The organism is Streptomyces sp. R21 (genome assembly GCF_041051975.1).
GTDB lineage: Bacteria > Actinomycetota > Actinomycetes > Streptomycetales > Streptomycetaceae > Streptomyces.
Genome location: NZ_CP163435.1, coordinates 922,137 through 944,949 on the forward strand (window position 1 = coordinate 922,137; position 22,813 = coordinate 944,949).

The window sequence follows — 22,813 nt, forward strand, 5'->3', positions numbered from 1 at the left end:
ACATGACGACGTCCATCAAGCGCGTGCCCGGCTGGGCCAAGGTTCTCAGTGCCGTCGCACTGGTGCTCGTAGTGATCTTCGCCGGACTGCGGCTGGCCTTTGACGTGGGTCTGCACGATGTGTTCGGCGAGGACACGCACGACCGCTCGGGTCCCGCGCTCCTCAAGTCGATCCAGGACATGAGCCGTTACGACGCCGCTTCGGGCAACTTCCAGGTGGTGGTGGATCTGGAGAAGGACGCGAAGTACCTGCCGGACGCGATCCGCGGCAGCCGCACGCTGTACGTGGGGGCGGGCACGGTCGAGGCATACGTGGACCTGGGCACTCTCGGCGACAAGGACGTGACGGTCAACGACGACCGCACGTCGGCCACGCTGCGGCTGCCGCACGCGACGCTCGGCAGGCCCGCGCTGGACCCGGACCATTCGTACGCCGTCTCCAAGCAGCGGGGGCTCCTCAACCGGCTCGGCGATCTCTTCTCCGACAACCCGAACGACGAGCGGGCCGTGCAGCGCCTCGCCGCCCGGCACATCGGCGAGGCCGCGAAGGACAGCCGGCTCACCTCGCGCGCCGAGGTGAACACCACCGGCATGCTCCAGGGGCTGCTGCGCTCCCTCGGCTTCAAGGAGGTGAACGTGACCTACGGCGCGTGAGCGCGGACACCACGGCTCAGCTGCTGATGATTCCCGGCAGGGCCAGCGCCCCCAATACGGTCGCGCCCACCAGCAGCCATGCCACGTAGTCCCCGATGTGCCCGGACTGCAGGCGTCGTAGCGCTCCGGTCCAAGGCCGCTCCCTCAGCAGTTCCGGCCGGGCGACGGCGAGCGCCGCGAGGCCCCCGGCCAGCAGCGCCGACAGCAGGCCGAGGAGTACGCCGGCGAGGGTCCAGTGGGGTGAGGTGATCGCCCCGCCGGACCCGGCCTCGCTCACGGCGTGGCCCACCGCGGAGGCGAACCCCGGCACCGTGCCGGCGGCGAGCGACGCGGCGAGCAGCAGGGCGGGCACCGCGGTCATGGTGTCCGGCACCCGTTTCAGCCGGTGCCGGGTCTCGGGCTCCTCCTCGGTGCCGGTCGTCTCGTACGAGGAGTCCTCGGGCGGCGTCGGGCCGAGCCCGAAGAACACGCGTGCGGCGACGCGCAGCACGGCGCCCCCGGTGACCGCGGACACAACGACGAACAGCACGGTGAGGAGCCCGCCGAGCGCCTCCTCGCTGACCGCCTTGCCGAGCCCGGTGCCGAAGGGCGGCAGCCCGGCCAGGGCGAGCCCGCCGGCGACGAACAGGGCGGCGACTCCGCGCAGCGGCCGGGCGCGCCCGTGCAGCACGTGCTCGTCGACCGAGCCGTACCGGTCCAGCAGGATGCCGGTGCAGGCGAACAGGGCGGCCTTCACGCCGGCGTGGCCCAGGATGTAGAGGGCGACTCCGTCGTCCGCCTCGGGTGTGAGCGAGCCGATGCCGATCACGAACAGCCCCATGTGGGCGACCGTCGAGTACGCCAGCAGCCGCTTCACATGCCGCTGGTACCAGCACAGGACGGCACCGACCACGGCGGTGACGACGCCGAGGACCAGCAGTGCCCGCTCCAGGTCGGCGGCCGGGATCCCGCCGGGCCCGGAGAAGACGGTGCCGTACATCCGCCAGACGCCGTACGCGCCGAGTTCCACCATCACCCCGGACATCAGCAGGCACACCGGTGTCGGTGCGACCGCGTGCGCGTCCGGCAGCCAGAAGTGGAAGGGCACGGCCGCGGCCTTCACCAGCAGGCCGGTCATGACGAGGACGAAGGCCGCGAGGGTGAGGGCGTCGGGCCCGCCGTGCGCGTCCAGACCCCGCCCGATCTGGGTCAGGGTGAGTTCGCCGGTGCGCGCGTACAGCAGTGCGATGCCCATCAGCATGGCGTACGCGCCGAGCGAGTTGACGACGCCGAAGGTCAACGCACCCTGTACGGCCTTGGGTTCCTCGACCCGGTGGCCCGTCAGGGCGTAGGCGACGACGCTCATCAGCTCGAAGAAGACGAACGCGTCGAAGAGGTCTCCGGCGATCGCGAAGCCGCACATGCCGCCCTGGAAGAGCAGCATCAGGGCGGGGAAGGAGCCCGCGTGGCGGCGCGGCGGTTCGTCGAAGTAGTGCCAGGAGTACGCGAGTGCCGCCAGCGTCAGCAGTGAGGCGAGCGCGGACATGCCGAGGCCCGGGCCGTTGCCGACCAGGACGATGCCGACGCTCTCGCCGTTCTTGGGGGTCCATCCGCCCACCCACTCGACGAAGGGCGGCGAGGAGTTCAGCAGCAGGACGATCGAGAGGGCCGCCGTACCGGCGGAGACGGCGCAGCCGATCGTCTCGGCGGCGGCGCGCGGCAGCCGACGTCCTGCCGCGGTCAGGAGTCCGGCTCCGAGCAGCGGGACGGCGACAAGCAGCGGCAGCAGGTGGTTCATCAACCGCGCAGCTCCGAGAGTTCGTCGGGGTCGACCGTGCCGTGCCGCTTGGAGACCTGCATGACGAGCGCGAGCAGCAGCGCGGTGACGGTGGCGCCCACGACCACGTCGGTCAGGGCGAGCGCCTGCACGACCGGGTCCACCACGGGCCGCGAGCCGGGTTTGATGTCGGAGTAGACGGGCGCGGTGGCGCCGTCGCGGTAGCCGACGGCCAGCAGCAGGACGTAGGTGGCGGACTGGCACACGGCCAGGCAGCCGACGGCGTGGATCAGGTTGCGGCTGGTGGCCAGGCCGTAGCAGCCGACCAGGAAGATCCACGCGGCGACGAGATAGGGCAGTACCGACATCACTTCGCGCTCCCTTCGTCGATCTCGACCGCCTGGTCCAGGAAGCGGGCGAGCAGCACGACGACGGCGCAGGCGACCTCCATGCCGATGGCCGCGTTGAGCAGCGGGACGGTGCCGCCCGAGGACAGGGTGTTGAACGTGCCGTACGGCAGCAGTGTGTTGGCGAGGAACGCGGTGCCGGCCAGCACGCCCGCGAGGCCCGTGACGAGGTAGGCGGATGCCGCGATCGCGTCACCGGCCTCGTACAGGCCGAGTGGCCTCATCCGTTCCAGGGCGCGGTAGTCGGCGCCGAGGTAGAGCAGGTGCAGGGCGGTCGCGGCGATCACGCCGCCCTGGAAGCCGCCGCCGGGGCTGAGCTGCCCGTGGGCGATGACGTACAGGCCGGTGAGGAGGGCGACGGGCAGGACGATCAGCGCGTAGCGGCGGACGGTCGGGGCGACGTCCTCGGGTTCTGGTGCGCCGCGCCGTTCGTCGCGGGTCTGGCGCAGCAGCACGACCGTGCCGAGGACCGAGGCGAAGAGGATCGCCATCTCGCCGAGGGTGTTGAAGGCTCGCTGGTCGAAGTTGACGGACGAGATGACATTGGCGGTGTGCCGGGTGAGGGAGGCGTGGACCGCCCGGGCGCCGTACGGGTGCCGGTCGCCGCCGAAGCCGGGCAGCCGCAGGCAGGCGCCGACGAGGAGCGCCGCGAGGCCCGCGCCGCCCAGGGCCACCAGCCACAGCCGTACGCGCCGGGTCATCGCGACTCCCGCTTGCGCTGCCGGCGCCGTCTGACCTTGCGCACCGAGAGCAGGAGCAGCAGCGGGGTCAGCGCGGAGCCGACGGCGAGCTGTGAGAGGGCCACGTCGGGGGCCTGGAGCACGGTGAACAGGACGGCCAGGACCGTGCCGAGGACGGCCAGCACAAGGGCCTGGCGTTCGGGGTCGCGCACCGCGACGGCCGCGGTCGCCGAGGCGGCGACCAGCAGCAGGGCGACAACGATCAACGGGTCATCCATGGCCCCTCCTCGCGAACCCGCCGGACAGGGCCCGGGACGCGACGACGTTCCCGCCGATCAGCAGGGCACCGATCACCAGGAGTTTCACCATCGCCCGGCTCGGGCCGGCGGCCGCGCACAGGGCCAGCACGACCACCGCGCCGAGCCCGGCGGTCGTGTAGGTGAGGGCCCGGGCGCGCGGTGGGTCCTTGGCCAGGTCCTCGGCGAGCAGCCGGGCGAAGACGAGGGTGCTGACGGGGCCGAGGAGGGCGAGGATCAGGGCGAGATCGACGTACGACGGACGGTCGTAGCCCTGGGAGAGCAGCAGCAGGCCGGGGCAGGCCAGGGCCGTGGAGAGGTTCTGGGCGACGACCCGGCGGCGCAGCGGTCCGGTGGCCACGCCCCACACCGTGGCTCCGACACCTCCGGCGAACACGGCGGTCGCCGCGACGGTCCAGGCGTTCACCGACCGCTCACCGCCCGCCGCGCGGCCCGGGCCGCGAGCGCCGCGACCAGGGCGGCGCCGCCTCCGACGGCGAGTTCCAGGGTGTCGACCGTGCTGATGAACACCAGCCACAGCGCACCGAGACCGGCCCACCAGGCGAGGACTTCGAGCACGGCCCGGGGCATCGTACGTCGGTTCATACGCCACCTCCGGGGACGTTGCCCGCCACGTCGGCCGAGCTCTTCCAACCGATTTGAGCCGAATTTCTGTTCCGTCATCCAAGCACCGCACCGGCCCCTCGGGTCGGCGGCGCGCGACGGGCCGCTGCCGGAGTGCCCCGGGGGCGCAAAGGGAAACCGAAGGGCTCGCCACCGGCGCGTCGGCGCAACCGCGTCGCCGGTGGCGCGCGGCTCCGCATCGTCGCCGCGGATTCGGGTAACCGCCTTGATAGTCAAGGCAGTTGAAACCTGGAGGATCGCATGGTCCGTACCGTGCTGCGCACGCGTACCGCGAAATCCGGTCGCCGGCCGGAAGCACCGCCTCCGGCACGAAGGACGCTCCCGCTCCCCGCACGACTGCTGATCATGCTGTTGGCCTTCACCGCCATGGTCGCGTTCGCGGTGGCGCTGGCCCGGCTCACGCTCCAGCCGTCCCCGGCGTCCGTGTCACTGATCCACAGCAACCTGCGGCCTGGCCGCTCCCTGCATGCCTATCTCGCCCAGCCCGCGCTGCGCGACGCCGTCAAACAGGTCGGCGGGAACCTGCTGCTCGGCGTGCCCTTCGGGGTGCTGCTGCCCGTCCTCGCACCCCGGGCCCGTGGGGTGCTGCGGGTCCTGGCGCTCACGGCCGCGGTGATGCTGCTGGTCGAACTGGTCCAGGGGGCACTGATCACCGGGCGCGCCTTCGACATCGACGACGTCCTCCTGAACACCGCCGGGGCGCTCGTGGGCTACCTGCTGCTGGGCCGGCGGCTCGGGCGGGCCGTGCATCCACGCACGTCACGCCGGGCGCGGGCACGGGCGCGGAAGGAGGCGACGGACTGACGGAGATCGCTCCCGCCCTCTCGGACCGCTCGTCCGAGGAGGCATCCGGACCGCCTTCGCATGATGCTGGATGGAGGGATCGCCCGCCGATGAGGGGATCGCTCAGTGGGGACAGCAGGCCAGGCGGCCTTGACGGTGATCGCCGTCGACCCGACCAACGGCGCCTCGGTGCTCGCGGCGTTCGGCGCGCTGGGCGTGCTCGTGGTGATCTTCGCCGAGTCCGGCCTGCTGGTGGTCGGCTTCTTCCTGCCCGGTGACACGTTGCTGATCCCGGCCGGGGTGCTGTGTGCGGGAAGCGGCCACCAGCCACCGCAGCTGGTGCTCTGGCAGGTGCTGATGTGCGCGGCCGTCGGGGCCACGGCCGGGGCGCAGGTGGGCTTCCTCATCGGTCGGCGGGGTGGACGGGCGCTCCTCACCCGCACCTCCAACCAGCGGCTGAAACGGGGCGCGGCGCGGGCCGAGGAGCTGCTGGCCCGGTACGGCCACGGCAAGGCGCTCGTGCTGGGCCGCTTCGTACCGGTGCTGCGGACGGTGCTGCACCCGGCGGCCGGGGCCCTCGGGGTACCCGGGCGCGCCTTCACCCTCTGGCAGGTGGTCGGCGGTCTGCTCTGGACGCAGAGTCTCATCCTGGCCGGGTACGCCCTGGGGTCGTCGGTGCCCCATCTGGACCGCTACCTGCTGCCGCTGGTCGCGGCGGTCGTCGTGGTCTCGCTGCTGCCGCTGGTGACGGAGATACGGCGGTCCCGGCGCAGTCGGCGGCCGTCGTCCGGGGCACCCTGACCGGCCCGGGTGGTCCCCGTGCCGGGAGCGCGCCGCTGGTACACCGTGACCCGGCGCCCCCCTTCGCTGGTTTCGGAGCAGCGGACGAAGTGCGTCTTCAGGACGCGCCGCTTGGCCCGGTCGCGAGGCGTGCCGGCGGATGACGCGGCCGCGTCGCTGATGACCACGATGCGGCGCACGGCCAGCATGGCGTCCGCTATCTGCTGCGGGGTGCCCTCCATGCCGTTCAAGGTGCCGGATTCCAGCGGGTCCCGGACCAGTGCCAGATCTCTGGTCCCGGTGAATTCGGCGGGCGAGACGAGGGCGGTGTCTCGGCGCGCCGTGGGGATGTACAGCACCGCGTCTCCCGCCTGACGGACCGCGGCGACGTTCTCGGCCGTGGACAGCACGTCGTCGACCCGGCTGGTCGCGGTGCGCAGCGACAGCTCGACGGGAAGCAGCCCGATGAAGGCGAGAGCCATGACCACGACGATCAGCCGGCGAGGCGATGTGCGCAGCCGGAACGCGAGTGCGCGACATGCCGCACCGATGAGAAGAGCGAGCCCGAGGTGGCTGAACAGGACGTAGCGGGCCAGGTAGACGGGATGAGCCAGGGAAACGGCGAACAGCAGGAGGGGAGGAACGACAAGCAGCGGCAGGGCGACCTCGGTGAGCCGGAGCAGAGCGCCGGGGGGTGTGCGGTGGCCTTTGCCCGACCGCGCGAACCATGCGCACAGCGCGCCCGCGAGCACGGTCAGCACCAGGCCGAGCAGCGTGCTCCGACTGACCGGGGGAATCCAGGCGACCTGGCCCGACTGGGCCTCGCTGGCCACGATGAGGGGCAGCGTGCCGAACACAGCGGCGGACGAGGCCACTGCCCACCGCAGGACGGTCGCGCGCGGCGGGCGGGCGAGGGCAAGGGTCACCGCGTGTGCGCACAGCATCAGGAGCGAGAACCAGTTGAGCAGTCCGGTCATCAGCACCGTCATGCCGTACGCCGCCCAGCGACCGGCGCCCGGGCGGTCGACCGCCGCGACCAGCAGCCAGGAGGCGAGTGCCACGCAGGCCGCCACCAGGGCGTACGGACGCCCCTCCTGCGCGTACTGCTGAACCGCGGGGATCAGGGCGAGAGCCAGGCCCGCGGCCAGCCCCGTGCATCGGTCGGCCAGCCGGGTGCCCAGGAGGGTGACCAGGGCGGCGGCACCGGCCATGGCCAGGACGGAGGGCAGGCGCAGGGCGAGGAGGCTGTCTCCGAAGACGGCGAAAACACCGTGCATGAACAGGTAGTAGAGGCCGTGGACGACATCGACCCGGTCCAGCATGTGCCAGAGCTCAGGGACGGTCCTGTGGGTCGCCTCCCAGGTCGCCGCCTCGTCGCGCCACATGCTGTTCTCGCGCGTGATCCCCCACAGCCCGAGGAGAAGGGTGAGACCTGCCGGGCCGGCAGCGCCAAATAATGTTTTGGACATGGCAAATCCCCAGGCCGAAATGAAAGGAGGAGGCGAGCGGAACCCCGGGCGACCGCCGGATGGTCCCGATCACCTGCAGCACGCTAGGCGGCAGAGGCGATCACGGTCGTCACCTGCACTGACGACCCCGGGAGTCCGTCGCGGGAACTACGACGGACCCTCCTTCGGCCGCCGGACGTAGCCCTTCGGACGGACTCCGCTTCGAGCAAGGGGACTTGACCACCAAATAGTAAGCGCGCATACTAAATGCATGATGACTCTCGGGAACGCCCGCATCACCTCCGCTGCCGCGCCTGCCGCCTTCTTCGCACGCTGGGCGGACATAGCCACCTGGCCCGAGTGGAACGCCGACACCGAATGGGTGCGCCTGGACGGGCCCTTCGCCACCGGGTCCACCGGCGTCCTCAAGCCCAAGGGAGGACCCAGGACGAAGTTCGTCATCGCCGAACTGTCGGACAGCGAGTTCACCGACGTCTCGCTGCTCCTGGGTGCCCGTCTGACCTTCCATCACCTCATCGGCGCGACCCCTGACGGCGGCTCGGAGGTTCGGGTCGCGGTCACGCTGGCCGGTCCGCTGGCCCGGGTGTGGAATCTGATCCTGGGCAAGGGCATCAAGGAGAGCCTCCAGCGCGACCTGGAGGCTCTCCAGGTCGTCGCCGAGACCGGGAGCGAGGTCCGGGCATGAGGTACTGGCTCGGAGTCGTCTGCCGCGACCACGTCCAGCGCGGCACCGGCATGGGTATCGCCCAGCTGGGCCACGGCAAACGAGAGGGCCTGGCGCGGCTCGGCCCCGGGGACTGGCTCGTCTACTACTCGCCCCGCACCAGCCTGCAGGGCGGCCGCCCGCTCCAGGCGTTCACGGCGATCGGGGAGGTCGCCGACGAGGAGATCTGGCAGGCCGACGAGGGCGCCTTCAAGCCCTGGCGCCGCCGGGTCGACTATCTGGCAGACGCGACGGAGGCCCTCGTCAGCGCCTTCGACGGGGCGCTGGAGCTGACGTCCGGCCGGAACTGGGGGTACCAACTGCGCCGGGGCCTGGTCGAGCTGACCCCCTCCGACTTCGACCTCATCCGCTCGGCCATGATGGCCGGATGAACGACCGCGACCTCAACTCCGCCTTCGCCGACGCCGAGGAGAGCCCCGGATTGCTCCTGTGGCAGGTCACCAACCGCTGGCAGGCAGCACAGCGCGCCACCCTCAAGCCCTACGGGCTCACCCACGTCCAGTTCGTCCTGCTCGCGGCGCTCACCTGGCTCGGCACCGAGGGCCCGGTGACCCAGAAGGCTCTGGCCGGCCACGCGGCGACCGACCCGATGATGACCTCCCAGGTGCTGCGCGCCCTGGAGGCCCGCGGTCTCGTCGAACGCCGTCCCCACCCCCAGGACGGCCGCGCGCGAGCCCTCGCGGTGACACCCGAGGGCCAAGCACTCGCCAACCGCGCCGTGGTCGCGGTCGAGGCCTGCGACGCGGAGTTCTTCGGCGCCCTCGCTGACCGGACGGCCGAGTTCACCCGGGACCTGCGCACGCTCAAGGCGTCCTCGTCGTAACCGACGCGGGGCACGCGGGGCCGCCCGGGCCTCGGCGGCACTGCCGTCAGCGCACCCAGTCGCTCGTGAGCCCGACGACGGAGGACCCGTCGAGGTCCCCCAGCTTGGCGCCGACGAACTCGCGGGCCCAGTCGGAGGTCTGGACGCGGAAGGCAGGCTGCTCGGCGCTCAGCGCTTCGATGATCGGGGCGGCGGCCTGCGCGGGGGTCTGCGCGTTGCCGAAGGACTTCATGGTCCGGTCGACGTAGGCCCGCAGGGCGGGGGCGTACGGACCCGCGGCGGTCAGCATGGTCGGCAGGTCCAGACCCACGTTGGTCACGAACTCACTGGCCACGGCGCCGGGTTCGATCACGGTGACACGGACGCCGACGGTGGCGGCGACGGGGGCCAGCGACTCCATGAAGCCCTCGACCGCGAACTTCGCGGCGCAGTACGCCTCGTTGAACGGCTGGCCGACGACGCCGCCGACGCTGGTGACGGTGATCAGTCGGCCCTTGGAGGCGCGCAGGTGGGGCAGCGCGGCCCGGCTGACGTTCACCACGCCGAAGAAGTTGACCTCCATTGCGGCGCGGACGTCCTCGACCGTGCCCTGCTCGATGGTGCCGACCTGACCGACCCCGGCGTTGTTGACCAGCGCGTCCAGCTGCCCGAACTCGGCGATCACCTCGTCGACACAGGCGGCCACCGACTCGGCGTCGACCACGTCGAGGCGCTTGACGTGGACCCGGTCGGCGACACCGGCCTCGGCGGCGGACTTGCGCAGGGCATCGGCCTTGCCGGTGTCGCGAAGGGTGGCGACGGTGGTCCAGCCCGCCTCGGCGGCGGCCACGGCCGCAGCCAGGCCGATGCCGGAGGAGGCGCCGGTGATCAGGACGGTCTTGGCCATGTCGGCCTCTTCTCTGCTCGTCACCACTGTCCGTCGTGTCGAGGTGATGCTACGGCTGCACGGCCGGACCGAGGCGTTCGCCACCCCCGCGCCCGACCGTCCGCCCACGGCCCCCACCGCGGGCGGACGGCGCCTGTCAGCAGCTCATGGACCAGGTGTGCGAGTCACCGCGGTCGTTGGCCACTCCGTTGTAGCCGACCTCCTGGCCCGGGGTGAGACAGATGGTCATGGCACCCCCCTGCCAGGCGTCCTCGTAGACGCGGACGTGGTCCTTGACGCCCGGACCGGAGATGCCGTGGTTGGCCCACGAGGAGTCCGCGTCGGCGATCCAGCTCTCCCACCAGCCGTCGTCTCCGGACCAGTTGGCGCGTTGTCCGTCGAAGTTGGCGTTCTCCCAGACGCAGAAGTTGCCGCTGGGGCAGTCGGCCGCGCCGGCGGGCGCGGCGAGGGCCAGGCCGCCCGTGAGGGCGAGGAGGGCCGCTGCGGCGGTGATGGCGAGGCGCTTGGTGATCACGAAGAGGTGCTGCCTTTCTGTCGGGTTCCTCGAACGGTCCGCTCGGCGGACAGGGCCGCCGCGCGGTGCAGTGCGCGGGTGCGCAGGTGCCGGTAGGTGGTCAGCTGTCCACGCCGGTCGGCGCGGACCCGGGCCAGTTCGGCCGGTTCCAGTCGGGCGCGCAGGCGGGCGAGCCCGCTTTTGTGGGCGCAGCGCGCGGCGACGGCGGGGTCGGGGCGGCTGGGCCGCGGCCCGTGCGCAGGTGTGGCGCAGCGGGCCCAACGGGTGGTCGCCGCGCGGTAGTCGGGGTCGTGCCCCATGCGCTGCTGGGCCTCGGCACGCAGGTTGTTCACGACGACCTGCGCGCGGAACCAGCGCCGCTGGTCGCCGTACAGCTCGCGCTGCGCCGTGGCGAGGCAGCCGTCGGTGTGGGCGGTGACGGTGTATCCGGTGGCGAGGGTGACGGAGAGCTCGGGGCGGCCGCGGCCGAAAAGGGCACCTTGGAGCCGCCGGTCGGCCGAGGACTGCTGCCCGTCGGCCGGCGGCTCCCGCAGGGCCAGCCCCTGCCGTGCCAGACACCGGTCGACCAGCATCCGCTGACCGGCGTCGATCAGGTCGTCCCTGCCGCGCTCGGTGCCGGGCAGGACGGGAGCGGTGCCGCGCCCGGCCGTTGTCGTGGCGCAGCCCGTCACCGCCAGCACCGCCAGGGCGGCGGCGCACAGCGCGCGAAGAAGTCGCACGGGTCAGCCGACCTCGCAGCCCATCGTGGTGTCGGCGACGCCGTCGAGGCGGGCGCCCCAGGGCCAGTTGTCGGCCAGGTCGTGCGCGCGGATCAGCCGGTAGTAGCAGGTGCCGCGGGCCCAGTCGATGGCGTACACGTCGGTGTCGGCGTCGGACCGGAAGGAGGCCGCCCCGTCATGGAGAGCGTCGGGGACGTCCGTATAGCCCGGTGGGGTGTAGCACCACGAGGTGCCGTGCTGGCCCGCGGCGGTCCAGAAGCAGACGGCGCCGGCGGACGGCGCACGGTGGGCCGCGGCGCTCCCCGGTACGGCGGCGGCCGGAGCGGCCGGGGCGAGGAAGGCGGCCGAGGCGAGGAAGACTGCTGCGGTCATGGCGAGGCCACGGAACATGACGGCTCCCGGTGGGAAGAGGGGGACGCCGGGCGGTTCTGATCGCCCGGCAAGATCAACCGTCCCCTCGCCGGAGTGGGCTCATGCCCGGTTCCCACCGATCGGTGATCTTTCCCGAGGTGCGGGATCACTCTCCGCACGACAGCTCACAACGGCGCGAAACCCGCAGGTCCGCGCGCTCCCTGCGCCCCGGCTCCGGGAGGTGTCCTAGCGCGGCTTCCAGGTGTACTTGTCGCCGCCTACCCAGCGCACCACGTCGGGGTCGTCGAGGTCATGGACCGTGATGCCGTAGGCCGCAGCGGTCTCCAGAACGTCGACCATCGCCTTCGCAGCGCCGACCACCTCCCCGTCGATCTCCACGATCCGGAACGGCGGAGTGCCCGGCTGTACCCCGAGCACCATGATCCGCGGGGTGGCGATGTAAGGGCTCGCGATTTCGGTCATGTCTAGAGCGTAAGACGGTTCTCCTGGGTCAGCTTCGGGACGGTGCGGGCCCGCCCGCCGTGCGCTCCGACGTGGGGTGGGCAAGGCTGGAGGAAGGAGGTCCCCATGGCGCCGAAGGATCCCAAGAGTTCCAAGAGCCCCAAGGATCCCGTCGAGGCCTTGGACCGGATCGCGTTCCTGTTGGAGCGGGCCCAGGCGCCCACCTATCGCGTACGGGCGTTCCGGACCGCCTCGGCCGTCCTGACCGCGCTGCCCGCCGCCGAGGTCGCCGAGCGCACGGCCGCCGGCTCGCTGGAGTCCCTCAAGGGCATCGGCCCGAAGACGGCGCAGGTCGTGCGGGAGGCGCTGGCCGGTGACGTTCCCGGCTATCTGGAGAAGCTGGAGCAGGAGCGGGCGGCCGAACCTCCGCCCGCAGGCCAGAAGCTGCGGGCGCTGCTGCGCGGCGACTGCCATCTGCACTCCGACTGGTCGGACGGCGGCAGCCCCATCGAGGAGATGGGCCGCACCGCGGCGCGCCTCGGCCACGAGTGGGCGGTGCTGACCGACCATTCGCCGCGGCTGACCGTGGCGCGCGGGCTGTCCCCCGAGCGCCTGCGCGAGCAGCTCGCGATCGTCGCGGAGCTCAACCGCAAGTGGACTCCGTTCCGGCTGCTCACGGGCATCGAGTGCGACATCCTCGACGACGGCTCGCTCGACCAGGATCCGGAGCTGCTGGACCGGCTCGATGTCGTCGTGGTGTCCGTGCACAGCAAGCTGCGCATGGACGCCCGCGCGATGACCCGCCGCATGGTCGCCGCCGTACGCAATCCGCGGGCCGACATCCTGGGGCACTGCACGGGCCGCCTGGTCAGCGGGCGCGGCCGGCCGGAGTCGGAGTTCGACGCGGACGCGGTCTTCGCGGCCTGCGCGCAGGCCGGCACGGCCGTGGAGATCAACAGCCGCCCGGAACGGCTGGACCCGCCCCGGCGGCTGCTGCGCCGGGCGGTCGAGGCGGGTGTGCTGTTCTCCGTCGACACCGACGCCCACGCTCCCGGGCAGCTCGACTGGCAGTTCCACGGCTGTGCCCGGGCCGAGGAGTGCGGGGTGCCCGCCGACCGCGTGATCACCACGTGGACGGCGGACGAGCTGCTGGCGTGGACCCGTGACGCACATCACCGCGCGTGACCGCATCCCCGGGAACACCCACCGGTAGTTACCCGTTGAACGAACCGTGGGTGCGGATGGGACAGTGTCCCCGGGCCTCACCTATTGCCCACAGGGACGATCGTTCGGCTGAAGCCCTGTGGAGCGTTTCGCCGAGAGGCGACCGCCATGCGTGCCCACCACGAACGGCCCCGATCGCGATTCCCCCGTCCGGTCGGGGCCTTTCCCTTGCCCTGAGCTCTCGGGCGGGTCACCCAGGGGGCGGCAGCCGCTTGACTTCGAGTGCGCTCCAATTCGTAGCGTGCAGGGCATGACCACCGCACAGCACAAGATCGGTTCGGGATTCGGCGCCGACAGCACCGCCGGCGACGTTCTGAAGGGCATCGACCTCTCCGGCAGGCTCGCGCTCGTCACGGGCGGGTACTCGGGGCTCGGCCTGGAGACGACGCGCGCGCTCGCCAAGGCCGGCGCGCGGGTCGTCGTCCCCGCCCGTCGCCTGTCCGTCGCCCAGGAGGCCGTGGCCGGCATCGACGGGGTCGAGGTGGACGAGCTCGACCTCGGCGACCTGGAGAGCGTCCGCGCCTTCGCCGAGCGGTTCCTCGCCTCGGGGCGCACCCTCGACATCGTCATCAACAACGCCGGGATCATGGCCTGTCCGGAGACCCGGGTCGGGCCCGGCTGGGAGGCGCAGTTCGCGACCAACCACCTCGGGCACTACGCGCTCGTCAACCGGCTCTGGCCGGCGATCGAGCCGGGCGGGGCCCGGGTCGTCGCCGTGTCCTCGGCGGGTCACCACTACTCGGGGATCCGCTGGGACGACGTGCACTGGAAGAACGGCTACGACAAGTGGGAGGCGTACGGCCAGGCGAAGACGGCGAACGTGCTGTTCGCCGTCCACCTCGACCGCCTCGGCCGGGAGTCCGGCGTACGGGCCTTCTCGCTGCACCCGGGCGGCATCCTCACCCCCCTCCAACGGCATCTCGCCCAGCAGGAGATGGTCGACCGCGGCTGGATCGACGAGGACGGCACCCCGCTGAACCCGGCCGGCTTCAAGACCCCCGAGCAGGGGGCCGCGACCCAGGTGTGGGCCGCGACCTCGCCACGGCTCGACGGCCTGGGCGGGCTGTATTGCGAGGACTGCGACATCGCCGAGCCCGCCCCCGCGGACGGGCAGCGGATCGGCGTGTGCGACCACGCGATCGACCGCGAGCAGGCCGCACGCCTGTGGGACCTCTCGGCGGAGCTCACCGGGGTGAACGCGTTCGCGTGACCTTCCGGGGGCCTCAGGCGCGGGCCGTGAACTCCCGCAGATCCGCGTTGAGTTGCTCGGCGTGGGTGGCGAAGAGTCCATGGCCCGCGTTCTCGTAGACCTTCAGGGTGCTGTCGGGCAGCAGCTCCGCGGCCCGGCGGCCGGTGAGGTCCAGTGGCGCCGAGGCGTCGTGGCTGCCGTGCACGACGAGGACGGGAAGGTCGAGTTTGGCCAGTTCGGGGGCGAGGTTGAGGGTGACCACGAGGTCTCCCAGGGCTGCCCCTGCCCGTGCGGTCGCGCCGTGGCAGCGCTCGACCATGGTCTGTACGTACGCCGGTGAGAGCGCGTTCCCGGGAAGGTCCAGGGCGAAGAACGCTCGCGCCCCGTCGTCGAAGAACGCCGACCGGTCACGGCGGAACGTGTCGTTGCCGGCCCGGATGAGCTCCGGGTCCACCCCACCGGCATGGTCCGCGGACCGCGCGGGGCCCGGCGTCATGCCCGCGACCAGCGCCGCCCTCGCCACCCGCCCGGCACCGTGGCGCGTCAGGGAGCGCACGACTTCGGCTGCGCCCAGCGAGTGCCCGACCAGCGTGACATCGCGCAGGTCCAGGTGCCGGAGCAGCCCGTCCACGTCATCGGCCAGACTGTCCAGGTCGAACCCTCCCCACACGTCGTCCGACCGCCCGTGCCCCCGCCGGTCGAACCCGACGCACCGGTAGCCCTCTTCGGCCAGCGGCAGCATCTGGTACTCCCACATCTCCGTACCGAGGTAGGAGCTGTTCACGAACACGATCACCGGCCCTGTGGCCGGCCCGTAGTCGACGAAGTGCAGCCGGGCACCATCTACAGGGCTCTCGAAGTACGGCATGGGAAACCTCCCGGAATCCGGTGGCGGGACGAGTGGGTACGTCACCGATGATTCCCGCAGGCCCGGTTCGGGTCGATTACCTCGGACGTCATACCGGCGAGGAACGCCTCGCCGAGGATCAGTCCGCCGCGTCGTGGTCGCCCTCCGCGTCGATGTGCGGCAGGATCCGGTCGAGCCACCGCGGGGTCCACCAGGCGTGCCGGCCCAGCAGGGTCATGACCGCCGGAACGAGCAGCAGGCGTACGACGGTCGCGTCGATCAGCACGCTCACGGCCAGCCCGAGGCCGAGCATCTTCACCACGATGTTGTCGCTCACGATGAACGCGGCGAAGACGCTGACCATGATCAGGGCCGCGCAGGTGATGACACGCGCGGTGATCTCCAGGGCGTGCGCGACGCTCGCCTTGGCATCCCCGGTGCGCAGCCAGGCCTCGTGAACGCGCGACAGCAGGAAGATCTCGTAGTCCATGCTGAGGCCGAAGATGATCGCGAACATCATCATCGGCACGTAGCTCTCGATCGGCACCTTCCCTTCGACGCCCAACGCGGGCCCGCCCCACCCCCATTGGAAGACGGCGACGACGACGCCGTAGGAAGCCGCGATCGACAGGACGTTGAGGACGGCCGCCTTGACGGCGACCAGCAGCCCGCGGAAGACGATCAGGATGATGAGGAAGGCGAGCGCGACCACGACGGCGATGATCAGCGGGAGACGGCTCGCGACGATGTCACGGAAGTCGACCTGGGCCGCGGTCGTGCCGGTGACGTAGCCCTTGGCGTCGGTGCCGGAGACCGCCTGCGGCAGGGTGTCGTCGACCAGACGGTTCGTCAGGTCGGTGGTGTCCTGGCTCTGCGGGGCTTCCTTGGAGTAGACCGTGCCGACGAGTACGTCGCCGTCCGAGGTTGTCGTCAGCGGCGTGACCGTGGCGGCTCCGGCCACGTCGGTGAGCGATTTCTGCGCCTGCGAGGACAGGGCGGAGCGCTGGTCCGAGGGCACCTTGGTCTGGTCGATGACGACGGTCAGCGGGCCGTTGGAGCCGGGGCCGAAGGCATCGGCCATGATGTCGTAGGCCCGGCGGTCCGTGAACGACGTGGGGTCCGCGCCGTCGCCGATGTGCCCCAACTGGATGGACAGCACCGGAATGGCCAGCACGAGCACCGTGACGACTCCGCCGACCAGGAACCACCAGGGCCGGCGTTCCACGCGCTGGGCGTAGCGGTGCCAGGTGCCCTGCACGGGTTCGCCCGCGACGGCGTCCGTCTCCGCGACGGGGCGGCGCACCCGGTAGCGGTCGATGCGCTTGCCGATGAGCCCCAGCAGGGCCGGGACCAGCGTCAGGGCACCGATGACGGCGGAGACGACCGTGACGGCCGCCGCGAGGCCCAGTTTGCCGATGAAGGAGACCCCGGAGACGGACAGCCCGGCGAGGGCGATGATCACCGTACAGCCGGAGACGAGTACGGCTCGGCCGCTGGTCGCCGTTGCCCGTCCGGCCGCCCGGACCGGATCGTGGCCGTCCATGAGGTTCTGCCGGTGGCGGGTGATCAGGAACAGCGCGTAGTCGATGCCGACACCGAGCCCGATCATGGTGGCCAGCGTCGGCGACACCGTCGCGAAGGTGAAGGCGGCCGCCAGCAGGCCCAGGCACGCGAGGCCGCCCACCACGCTGATCAAGGCGGTCAGCAGCGGGATCCCGGCGGCCAGCACGCTGCCGAATCCCACGAGCAGGACGACGATCGCCACCGCGAAGCCGATGAGCTCGCTGACCCGGTCGTCGGCCGCCGGCCGGGCCAGTTCGCCGAGCGGACCGCCGTACTCGACATCCACGCCCGCCGCCCGCAGAGGCTGTACGGCCTGGTCCACGCCGTGGAGGTACGACTCCTGGAGCGTCGAGGGCTGCACGTCGAAGCGGACGGTGATGTAGCCGGTCTTCGCGTCACTGGAGAGGGGGCCGACGTCCGACGACGACTGACTCTGCTGCGACTGACCGGAGGACGACTGCTGCGTTCCGGACGGGGGCAGCGGGTTCTGCGCCGAGAGTACGTGCGGCAGTTTCTGCAGATCGGAGACCGTCTGGCCCATCTGTGAGCTGAGCGAGGTCAGGGGCTTCTGCGTGTCGCGCAGCACGATCTGGCTGCTGTAGCCCCCGGCCGCCGGGTCATGCTTCTTGAGGACGTCCAGTCCCTGCGTCGACTGGACACCGGGCAGCGAGAAGTTGTCCGAATAGTCCCCGCCGAACGCGTTGTTGAGCACTTGCAACGCGGCCAGGGCGACCAGCCAGGCGACGATGACGATCACGAAGTGCCGGGCGCACCACTCCCCCAGCCGCCGAAGCCTCCCGGGTGCGGGCCGCCCACCCCCTTTGGTGGCACGGACTGCCGACATGGGCCGCTCCCACGGGAGACACTTCCGACCCATTCATTAAACGCCGCCCTGATCACGACGTCCTGTCGAGTCTGCCGGGAGTCGACGGCTCACCGGGTTCCGGGTCAGGGCTCAGCCGGAGGACTCCTGCGGCTCCGGGTGTTCGGGGTGGACGGTGTCCGAACGCGGAGCGCCCAGCCTGCCCGTCCCCGCCTCGTCGGTGTCGGGCACGTCCGTGGCGGACTCGGCCGCGTTCTCGTCGTCCTCCTCGTCGTCCGCAGGTTCCGTACGTCCGGGCGACGAGGTGCCGGCGTCCCAGCGGTCCGCTCCCCCGTCGGCCTGCTGGTCCGGCATGTCCCGCGGGATCGGGTCGCCGTTCTCGCCGGGACCCTCCAGCCGGTGCTCGGTCACGATGCGCGCCTCTCTTCAGCGGGTTGCCGGGCCCGCGTGTACGCGTGGACCCGGCATGGACGAGGCGCGGGTACCTCAGCCGGCACGGGCAAAACCATGACCGCCGAAACCGTCCGGTCGTGATCGTCGACCCACTTCGCCCGTACGCCCTCAGCGCGGCGCGCGCTCCTCCAGCGCCGTGCGCCAGGCGGGCGCCCGCTCCCCGCCCGCGGCGGCTTCGGCACGCCGTCCGCCCCGTGCGAAGAAGTCGGCGAGGGGCAGGATCGCGGCGCCGACGGTGACCGCGTCGGGGCCGAGGCGGCCGAGGTCGATGGAGACGCGCTCGGCCGGATGACGCAGCGCGTACGAGGCGGCGTACCGGCGTACGGCGGGCAGGAAGCGGGTGCCGAGCTGGAGGCCGGCCCAGCCGCCGATGAGGATGCGTTCCGGCTGGAAGAGGTTGATCAGGTCGGACAGGCCCGCGCCCAGGTACTCGGCCGTCTCCTCCAGGACGGCGAGCGCGACCGGGTCGGGTGCGCCGCCCTCCGGCGGATGAGCGGCCGTCAGCATGGCGGCCAGCGCGGTCTCCTCGTCCGTGCCCTCGGGCGGGTGTCCGCCCGCCTCCCGCCAGCGGTCGAGCAACGACTCCGCTCCCGCGTACGCCTCCAGGCAGCCCAGGGCGCCGCAGCGGCACCGGCGCCCCCTGACCCGTACCGTCAAGTGCCCCCATTCCAGGGCCCGTCCGTTCTCCACCTCCTCCGACACGAGGCAGGCGCCGACGCCGGAGCCGAAGAGGACCACCACGGCGTTGCGGGCACCGCGGCCGGCGCCGAACCACATCTCGGCCTGGCCGAGGGTGCGCGCGCCGTTGTCCGTGAAGTACGGGACGGTGTCGGGGAGTTGACAGGTGGCGCGGAGCAGGGATTCGAGTGGGACGGCGTCCCAGCCGATCGTCTGGCCGTGCACCACCGCGCCCTGTTCGGCCGTCCGGGCCACGATGCCGGGGACGCCGATGCCGACACCGAGGAGCCGTTCGGGCGCGATACCGGCCTCGGCCAGGACCTCCGCGATGCCGTCGCGGATGTGTCCGACGATGACGTCGACGTCGTAGCGTCCGTGCTCCAACAGCCGTTCGGTGCGGGCGAGTTCGGCGAGGGTCAGGTCGAAGAGCTCGACGCGTACGCGGGTCTCGCCGACGTCGACGCCGATCATGTGGCCGCTGCCGGGCGCGATGCGCAGCAGGGTGCGCGGGCGGCCGCCGTCGGAGTCGACGCTGCCGGCCTCCTCCACCAGTCCGTCGGCGACCAGTTCGGCGACCACGTTGCTGATGGACCCCGAACTCAGCCCGGTGGCCGGACCCAGCTCGAACCGGCTCATCGGCCCGTCGAAATACAACCGTTGCAGTACGGCGGTGCGATTGCCCCGCCGCAGGTCACGCACCGTCCGTCCGTTCCGCGCCGCCATGTGGCTCCTTCCCGACCCTGCCCGACCTGCAAGATACCCCTGCGCGATCCCTTGACGCGACTTTCTTCCGGGTCTTAACTCACGCTCTAAGTTAAGCCATGAGGGTCGTTCGGGAAATGAACGCACGCGCTCTCGTGGCTCATCCCTCGGGAAAGGGACGCCAAGAGCCATGCACAGAATCCGAGCCGCGGCCGCCGTTGCGGTCACCGTCTCCCTGATGACCGCCGCGACCGCCTGTGGCGGTGGCTCCTCGACGAACGGCGGCGGGTCCAACGACTCGCCGAAGACGCTCACTTACTGGGCCTCCAACCAGGGCGCCAGCATCGAGGCCGACAAGAAGGTCCTGCGGCCGGAGCTCGACAAGTTCGAGAAGCAGACCGGGATCAAGGTGAAGCTGGAGGTCGTGCCCTGGTCGGATCTGCTCAACCGGATCCTCACCGCGACCACTTCCGGCCAGGGCCCCGACGTCCTGAACATCGGCAACACCTGGAGCGCCTCACTCCAGGCCACCAGGGCACTGCTGCCGTGGGACGCCAAGAACTTCGGGAAGATCGGCGGCAGGGACCGCTTCGTCGACTCGGCCCTCGGTTCGACGGGTGCACAGGGCAAGGATCCGGCCGCGGTGCCGCTGTACTCGATGGCCTATGCCCTCTACTACAACAAGAAGATGTTCGCCGACGCGGGCATCGCCAAGCCGCCGGCCACCTGGGACGAGCTGATCGCCGACGGCAAGAAGCTCTCCAAGAGCGGCAAGTGGGGCCTTGGCGCGGAGGGTTCGAACCCGTCCGAGAACATCCACCACTCCTTCGTCTTCGCCAAGCAGCACGGCGCCGACTTCTTCACCGCCGACGGCAAGGCCGACTTCACGAACGACGGTGTGGTCGCGGCCGTCCAGCAGTACGTCGGCCTGATGGCCAAGGACAAGATCATCGCGCCGGGCAACGCCGAGTACGCGCAGAACCAGTCCGTGAGCGACTTCGCCAAGGGCAAGAACGCGATGCTGCTGTGGCAGTCCGCCTCCGCCAACCTCACGTCGCAGGGCATGAGCGCGGACGCCTACGGCATCGCTCCCGTGCCCGTGCAGTCCGGCACCCCGGGCACCGGGACGAACGTCAACTCGATGGTCGCGGGCATCAACCTGGCCGTCTTCAAGAACACCGACAACCTCGACGGCGCCACGAAGTTCGTGAAGTTCATGACGAGCGACGGGGAGCAGAAGATCCTCAACACGGCGTACAGCTCCATCCCGCCGGTCAAGGCCGCACAGGCGGACACCACGTTCAACACCGCGGCGAACTCCGTCCTGAAGGACACTCTCGCGGGAAGCGCCGCCGCGCTTCCGCAGGTCGCCGACGAGTCCCAGTTCGAGACGACCGTCGGTACGGCCGTCAAGGAGCTGTTCGCCGATGCGGCCGCCGGGCGCCCGGTGACCACCGCGTCGGTGAAGGCCGCACTCGAAAAGGCCCAGCAGCAGATGCCGAAGAAGTGAGCACAGGCACCGATATGACGACCACTGCCACCGCAGAGGCCGCGGTGCGTGAGAGTTCCCCCGGTGCGGCGGCGCGCGGTCCCCGCCGCCGCACCGGGCGGATCCGCCGCATCGGGCTGCCGTATCTGCTGCTTCTGCCGGCCCTGATCCTCGAACTCCTGGTCCATCTGGTGCCGATGGCGATCGGCATCGTGATGAGCTTCAAGGAGCTCACACAGTTCTACATCCGCGACTGGGGCACCGCCCCGTGGTCCGGCCTCGACAACTACAAGGTGTCGGTGGACTTCGACGCACCGGTGGGCGAGGCGCTGCTCCACTCGTTCCTCGTCACCGTCGGCTTCACCCTGCTGTCGGTCGGCCTGTGCTGGCTGATCGGCACGGCAGCCGCGATCTTCATGCAGGACACCTTCCGCGGCCGCGGCCTGCTGCGCGCCCTGTTCCTCGTCCCGTACGCGCTGCCCGTGTACACGGCCGTCATCACCTGGGTCTTCATGTTCCAGCACGACAACGGCCTGGTGAACCACGTCCTGCACGACCAGCTGCACCTCACCGACGAGCCGTCCTTCTGGCTGATCGGCGACAACAGCTTCTACGCGCTGCTCACCGTGTCGGTGTGGAAGGGCTGGCCGTTCGCCTTCCTCATCGTCATGGCGGGCCTGCAGAACATCCCCGGCGAGCTGTACGAGGCGGCCGCCCTCGACGGGGCCGGCGTATGGCAGCGGATCCGGCGCATCACCCTGCCGTCGCTGCGCCCGGTCAACCAAGTCCTGGTGCTGGTCCTGTTCCTGTGGACGTTCAACGACTTCAACACGCCGTACGTGCTGTTCGGCAAGACCGCGCCCGAGGCCGCGGACCTCATCTCGGTCCACATCTACCAGGCGTCGTTCGTCACCTGGAACTTCGGCACCGGCTCCGCCATGTCCGTCCTGCTGCTGCTCTTCCTGCTCGCCGTGACGGGTGGCTATCTCCTGCTGACCTCCCGTGGAAGGAAGGCGGCCGATGTCTAGCACGTCCGCGCCCACCCGCTCGCCGATGGCTCCCCCGCGGTCCTTTCTCTGGTCCCGGCGGATCTTCCTCACCCTGCTCACCGGGTTCGTCCTGGTGCCGGTCTACGTCATGGTCTCCAGCTCACTGAAGCCGCTCGCGGACGTCTCGGGGAAGTTCCGCTGGCTGCCCAGCGGACTGACCCTCCGCCCGTACATCGACATCTGGTCGACGATCCCGCTCGCGCGGTACTTCGTGAACTCGCTGATCGTGGCGGGCGCCGCGACCGTCTGCTCGGTGGTGATCGCGGTGTTCTCCGCGTACGCCGTCAGCCGCTACGACTTCCGGGGCAAGCGCACCTTCACGGTCACCGTGCTGTCCACCCAGATGTTCCCCGGCATCCTCTTCCTGCTGCCGCTGTTCCTCCTCTACGTCAACATCGGCAACGCCACCGGTATCGCGCTGTTCGGCTCACGCGGCGGCCTGATCCTCACGTACCTGACCTTCTCCCTCCCGTTCTCGATCTGGATGCTGATCGGGTACTTCGACTCGGTGCCGCGCGACCTGGACGAGGCGGCACTGGTGGACGGCTGCGGACCGCTCGGCGCGCTGTTTCGCATCGTCGTGCCGGCCGCCGTCCCCGGCATCGTCGCCGTGGCGGTCTACGCGTTCATGACCGCCTGGGGCGAGGTGCTGTTCGCCTCGGTGATGACCAACGACGCGACGCGCACACTCGCCGTCGGCCTCCAGGGCTACTCCACGCTCAACAACGTCTACTGGAACCAGATCATGGCCGCCTCGCTCGTGGTCAGCGTGCCAGTGGTCGCGGGCTTCCTGCTGCTCCAGCGCTACCTCGTCGCCGGGCTGACGGCAGGGGCCGTGAAGTGACCAA

The 22,813-nt window shown here is 71.0% G+C and carries 27 protein-coding genes; 11 read left to right on the forward strand and 16 right to left on the reverse strand.

Annotation, left to right across the window (positions count from 1 at the left end; genetic code table 11):
* Positions 1-2: 2 nt before the first annotated feature.
* On the forward strand, positions 3-653 hold the full coding sequence (locus AB5J56_RS04350) for a DUF4230 domain-containing protein (RefSeq protein ID WP_369230198.1): 651 nt from the start codon (positions 3-5) through the stop codon (positions 651-653).
* Between the two features lie 16 nt (positions 654-669).
* Here AB5J56_RS04350 and AB5J56_RS04355 read toward each other — a convergent pair whose 3' ends face one another.
* The 6 genes from AB5J56_RS04355 to AB5J56_RS04380 are packed head-to-tail and all read right to left on the reverse strand — an operon-like array spanning position 670 to position 4,398.
* Complete coding sequence (locus AB5J56_RS04355) at positions 670-2,430, reverse strand: complex I subunit 5 family protein (RefSeq protein ID WP_369230200.1); 1,761 nt, start codon at positions 2,428-2,430, stop codon at positions 670-672.
* Positions 2,430-2,777, reverse strand: coding sequence for a sodium:proton antiporter (locus AB5J56_RS04360; RefSeq protein ID WP_369230202.1), 348 nt, complete (start codon positions 2,775-2,777; stop codon positions 2,430-2,432). Before AB5J56_RS04360 ends, AB5J56_RS04355 begins: the two co-directional genes overlap by 1 nt.
* Positions 2,777-3,517: an MnhB domain-containing protein gene (locus tag AB5J56_RS04365; protein WP_369230204.1), complete on the reverse strand. Its 741-nt coding sequence runs from the start codon at positions 3,515-3,517 to the stop codon at positions 2,777-2,779. The genes AB5J56_RS04360 and AB5J56_RS04365 overlap by 1 nt, the downstream gene beginning before the upstream one ends.
* Entirely contained in the window at positions 3,514-3,774 is a 261-nt protein-coding gene (locus AB5J56_RS04370) for a hydrogenase subunit MbhD domain-containing protein (RefSeq protein WP_369230206.1), read from the reverse strand. Before AB5J56_RS04370 ends, AB5J56_RS04365 begins: the two co-directional genes overlap by 4 nt.
* Positions 3,767-4,219, reverse strand: a complete 453-nt coding sequence (locus AB5J56_RS04375; protein ID WP_369230208.1) for a monovalent cation/H+ antiporter complex subunit F — start codon at positions 4,217-4,219, stop codon at positions 3,767-3,769. Before AB5J56_RS04375 ends, AB5J56_RS04370 begins: the two co-directional genes overlap by 8 nt.
* Positions 4,216-4,398, reverse strand: coding sequence for a hypothetical protein (locus tag AB5J56_RS04380; RefSeq protein ID WP_369230210.1), 183 nt, complete (start codon positions 4,396-4,398; stop codon positions 4,216-4,218). Before AB5J56_RS04380 ends, AB5J56_RS04375 begins: the two co-directional genes overlap by 4 nt.
* Before the next feature lie 279 nt (positions 4,399-4,677).
* Here AB5J56_RS04380 and AB5J56_RS04385 point away from each other — a divergent pair, with 279 nt between their 5' ends.
* Entirely contained in the window at positions 4,678-5,241 is a 564-nt protein-coding gene (locus AB5J56_RS04385; protein ID WP_369230212.1) for a VanZ family protein, read from the forward strand.
* A gap of 135 nt (positions 5,242-5,376) precedes the next feature.
* Positions 5,377-6,021, forward strand: coding sequence for a DedA family protein (locus AB5J56_RS04390; protein ID WP_369242349.1), 645 nt, complete (start codon positions 5,377-5,379; stop codon positions 6,019-6,021).
* Here AB5J56_RS04390 and AB5J56_RS04395 read toward each other — a convergent pair.
* Positions 5,913-7,469, reverse strand: coding sequence for a glycosyltransferase family 39 protein (locus AB5J56_RS04395; protein WP_369230214.1), 1,557 nt, complete (start codon positions 7,467-7,469; stop codon positions 5,913-5,915). The two genes, AB5J56_RS04390 and AB5J56_RS04395, sit on opposite strands and share 109 nt — an antisense overlap.
* Positions 7,470-7,719: 250 nt before the next feature.
* Between AB5J56_RS04395 and AB5J56_RS04400 the strand changes: the two genes are divergently transcribed.
* From AB5J56_RS04400 to AB5J56_RS04410, 3 genes are read left to right on the forward strand one after another with little or no spacing between them, the layout of a single operon-like run.
* On the forward strand, positions 7,720-8,154 hold the full coding sequence (locus AB5J56_RS04400; protein WP_369230216.1) for an SRPBCC family protein: 435 nt from the start codon (positions 7,720-7,722) through the stop codon (positions 8,152-8,154).
* Complete coding sequence (locus AB5J56_RS04405) at positions 8,151-8,564, forward strand: EVE domain-containing protein (RefSeq protein ID WP_369230218.1); 414 nt, start codon at positions 8,151-8,153, stop codon at positions 8,562-8,564. The genes AB5J56_RS04400 and AB5J56_RS04405 overlap by 4 nt, the downstream gene beginning before the upstream one ends.
* Positions 8,561-9,016 (forward strand): MarR family winged helix-turn-helix transcriptional regulator, encoded by a 456-nt coding sequence (locus AB5J56_RS04410; protein WP_369230220.1) that lies wholly within the window; start codon positions 8,561-8,563, stop codon positions 9,014-9,016. The genes AB5J56_RS04405 and AB5J56_RS04410 overlap by 4 nt, the downstream gene beginning before the upstream one ends.
* A 46-nt stretch (positions 9,017-9,062) precedes the next feature.
* Here the strand turns inward: AB5J56_RS04410 and AB5J56_RS04415 are convergent, their stop codons facing one another.
* The 5 genes from AB5J56_RS04415 to AB5J56_RS04435 all read right to left on the reverse strand — a co-directional run bounded on the left by AB5J56_RS04415 (position 9,063) and on the right by AB5J56_RS04435 (position 11,969).
* Positions 9,063-10,019, reverse strand: a complete 957-nt coding sequence (locus AB5J56_RS04415; RefSeq protein ID WP_369230222.1) for an SDR family NAD(P)-dependent oxidoreductase — start codon at positions 10,017-10,019, stop codon at positions 9,063-9,065.
* 19 nt (positions 10,020-10,038) lie between these two features.
* Positions 10,039-10,416, reverse strand: a complete 378-nt coding sequence (locus AB5J56_RS04420) for a peptidase inhibitor family I36 protein (protein ID WP_369230224.1) — start codon at positions 10,414-10,416, stop codon at positions 10,039-10,041.
* Complete coding sequence (locus AB5J56_RS04425) at positions 10,413-11,135, reverse strand: hypothetical protein (RefSeq protein ID WP_369230226.1); 723 nt, start codon at positions 11,133-11,135, stop codon at positions 10,413-10,415. The genes AB5J56_RS04420 and AB5J56_RS04425 overlap by 4 nt, the downstream gene beginning before the upstream one ends.
* 3 nt (positions 11,136-11,138) lie before the next feature.
* Positions 11,139-11,507, reverse strand: a complete 369-nt coding sequence (locus AB5J56_RS04430; protein WP_369230228.1) for a hypothetical protein — start codon at positions 11,505-11,507, stop codon at positions 11,139-11,141.
* A 225-nt stretch (positions 11,508-11,732) separates the two neighbouring features.
* Positions 11,733-11,969 carry a hypothetical protein gene (locus tag AB5J56_RS04435; RefSeq protein WP_369230230.1) on the reverse strand — a complete coding sequence of 79 codons (237 nt, stop codon included), beginning with the start codon at positions 11,967-11,969 and terminating at the stop codon, positions 11,733-11,735.
* A 105-nt stretch (positions 11,970-12,074) separates the two neighbouring features.
* On the opposite strand from AB5J56_RS04435, the gene AB5J56_RS04440 reads away from it, so the two are divergent.
* Positions 12,075-13,133, forward strand: a complete 1,059-nt coding sequence (locus AB5J56_RS04440) for a PHP domain-containing protein (RefSeq protein ID WP_369230232.1) — start codon at positions 12,075-12,077, stop codon at positions 13,131-13,133.
* A gap of 289 nt (positions 13,134-13,422) precedes the next feature.
* Positions 13,423-14,382 carry an SDR family NAD(P)-dependent oxidoreductase gene (locus AB5J56_RS04445; RefSeq protein WP_369230234.1) on the forward strand — a complete coding sequence of 320 codons (960 nt, stop codon included), beginning with the start codon at positions 13,423-13,425 and terminating at the stop codon, positions 14,380-14,382.
* Positions 14,383-14,395: 13 nt separating this feature from the next.
* On the opposite strand, the gene AB5J56_RS04450 is transcribed toward AB5J56_RS04445, so the two are convergent.
* From AB5J56_RS04450 to AB5J56_RS04465, 4 genes are all read right to left on the reverse strand, one after another.
* The gene (locus AB5J56_RS04450; RefSeq protein WP_369230235.1) at positions 14,396-15,229 is read right to left on the reverse strand and encodes an alpha/beta fold hydrolase; all 834 of its coding nucleotides are present in this window, start codon (positions 15,227-15,229) and stop codon (positions 14,396-14,398) included.
* 118 nt (positions 15,230-15,347) lie between these two features.
* A complete protein-coding gene (locus tag AB5J56_RS04455; RefSeq protein WP_369230237.1) occupies positions 15,348-17,615 on the reverse strand; it encodes an MMPL family transporter in 2,268 nt (755 codons plus the stop codon).
* A gap of 111 nt (positions 17,616-17,726) precedes the next feature.
* Positions 17,727-18,005 (reverse strand): hypothetical protein, encoded by a 279-nt coding sequence (locus AB5J56_RS04460; protein ID WP_369230239.1) that lies wholly within the window; start codon positions 18,003-18,005, stop codon positions 17,727-17,729.
* A 150-nt stretch (positions 18,006-18,155) separates the two neighbouring features.
* Positions 18,156-19,448: an ROK family protein gene (locus AB5J56_RS04465; protein WP_369230241.1), complete on the reverse strand. Its 1,293-nt coding sequence runs from the start codon at positions 19,446-19,448 to the stop codon at positions 18,156-18,158.
* 169 nt (positions 19,449-19,617) lie between these two features.
* On the opposite strand from AB5J56_RS04465, the gene AB5J56_RS04470 reads away from it, so the two are divergent.
* Genes AB5J56_RS04470 through AB5J56_RS04480 form a run of 3 tightly spaced genes read left to right on the forward strand, consistent with a single transcriptional unit; the run spans position 19,618 to position 22,809 of the window.
* Positions 19,618-20,937 carry a sugar ABC transporter substrate-binding protein gene (locus AB5J56_RS04470; RefSeq protein ID WP_369230243.1) on the forward strand — a complete coding sequence of 440 codons (1,320 nt, stop codon included), beginning with the start codon at positions 19,618-19,620 and terminating at the stop codon, positions 20,935-20,937.
* A gap of 14 nt (positions 20,938-20,951) precedes the next feature.
* A complete protein-coding gene (locus AB5J56_RS04475) occupies positions 20,952-21,944 on the forward strand; it encodes a carbohydrate ABC transporter permease (RefSeq protein ID WP_369230245.1) in 993 nt (330 codons plus the stop codon).
* A gap of 25 nt (positions 21,945-21,969) precedes the next feature.
* On the forward strand, positions 21,970-22,809 hold the full coding sequence (locus AB5J56_RS04480) for a carbohydrate ABC transporter permease (RefSeq protein WP_369242351.1): 840 nt from the start codon (positions 21,970-21,972) through the stop codon (positions 22,807-22,809).
* Positions 22,810-22,813 lie beyond the last annotated feature (4 nt).

Excerpts from the sequence above, each read along its gene's own strand:
- AB5J56_RS04350 (WP_369230198.1), top strand. The coding sequence starts at position 3 with ATGACGACGTCCATCAAGCGCGTGCCCGGCTGGGCCAAGGTTCTCAGT.
- AB5J56_RS04355 (WP_369230200.1), bottom strand. The coding sequence starts at position 2,430 with ATGAACCACCTGCTGCCGCTGCTTGTCGCCGTCCCGCTGCTCGGAGCC.
- AB5J56_RS04360 (WP_369230202.1), bottom strand. The coding sequence starts at position 2,777 with ATGTCGGTACTGCCCTATCTCGTCGCCGCGTGGATCTTCCTGGTCGGC.
- AB5J56_RS04365 (WP_369230204.1), bottom strand. The coding sequence starts at position 3,517 with ATGACCCGGCGCGTACGGCTGTGGCTGGTGGCCCTGGGCGGCGCGGGC.
- AB5J56_RS04370 (WP_369230206.1), bottom strand. The coding sequence starts at position 3,774 with ATGGATGACCCGTTGATCGTTGTCGCCCTGCTGCTGGTCGCCGCCTCG.
- AB5J56_RS04380 (WP_369230210.1), bottom strand. The coding sequence starts at position 4,398 with ATGAACCGACGTACGATGCCCCGGGCCGTGCTCGAAGTCCTCGCCTGG.
- AB5J56_RS04385 (WP_369230212.1), top strand. The coding sequence starts at position 4,678 with ATGGTCCGTACCGTGCTGCGCACGCGTACCGCGAAATCCGGTCGCCGG.
- AB5J56_RS04395 (WP_369230214.1), bottom strand. The coding sequence starts at position 7,469 with ATGTCCAAAACATTATTTGGCGCTGCCGGCCCGGCAGGTCTCACCCTT.
- AB5J56_RS04400 (WP_369230216.1), top strand. The coding sequence starts at position 7,720 with ATGATGACTCTCGGGAACGCCCGCATCACCTCCGCTGCCGCGCCTGCC.
- AB5J56_RS04405 (WP_369230218.1), top strand. The coding sequence starts at position 8,151 with ATGAGGTACTGGCTCGGAGTCGTCTGCCGCGACCACGTCCAGCGCGGC.
- AB5J56_RS04410 (WP_369230220.1), top strand. The coding sequence starts at position 8,561 with ATGAACGACCGCGACCTCAACTCCGCCTTCGCCGACGCCGAGGAGAGC.
- AB5J56_RS04430 (WP_369230228.1), bottom strand. The coding sequence starts at position 11,507 with ATGACCGCAGCAGTCTTCCTCGCCTCGGCCGCCTTCCTCGCCCCGGCC.
- AB5J56_RS04435 (WP_369230230.1), bottom strand. The coding sequence starts at position 11,969 with ATGACCGAAATCGCGAGCCCTTACATCGCCACCCCGCGGATCATGGTG.
- AB5J56_RS04440 (WP_369230232.1), top strand. The coding sequence starts at position 12,075 with ATGGCGCCGAAGGATCCCAAGAGTTCCAAGAGCCCCAAGGATCCCGTC.
- AB5J56_RS04445 (WP_369230234.1), top strand. The coding sequence starts at position 13,423 with ATGACCACCGCACAGCACAAGATCGGTTCGGGATTCGGCGCCGACAGC.
- AB5J56_RS04450 (WP_369230235.1), bottom strand. The coding sequence starts at position 15,229 with ATGCCGTACTTCGAGAGCCCTGTAGATGGTGCCCGGCTGCACTTCGTC.
- AB5J56_RS04455 (WP_369230237.1), bottom strand. The coding sequence starts at position 17,615 with ATGTCGGCAGTCCGTGCCACCAAAGGGGGTGGGCGGCCCGCACCCGGG.
- AB5J56_RS04465 (WP_369230241.1), bottom strand. The coding sequence starts at position 19,448 with ATGGCGGCGCGGAACGGACGGACGGTGCGTGACCTGCGGCGGGGCAAT.
- AB5J56_RS04470 (WP_369230243.1), top strand. The coding sequence starts at position 19,618 with ATGCACAGAATCCGAGCCGCGGCCGCCGTTGCGGTCACCGTCTCCCTG.
- AB5J56_RS04475 (WP_369230245.1), top strand. The coding sequence starts at position 20,952 with ATGACGACCACTGCCACCGCAGAGGCCGCGGTGCGTGAGAGTTCCCCC.
- AB5J56_RS04480 (WP_369242351.1), top strand. The coding sequence starts at position 21,970 with ATGGCTCCCCCGCGGTCCTTTCTCTGGTCCCGGCGGATCTTCCTCACC.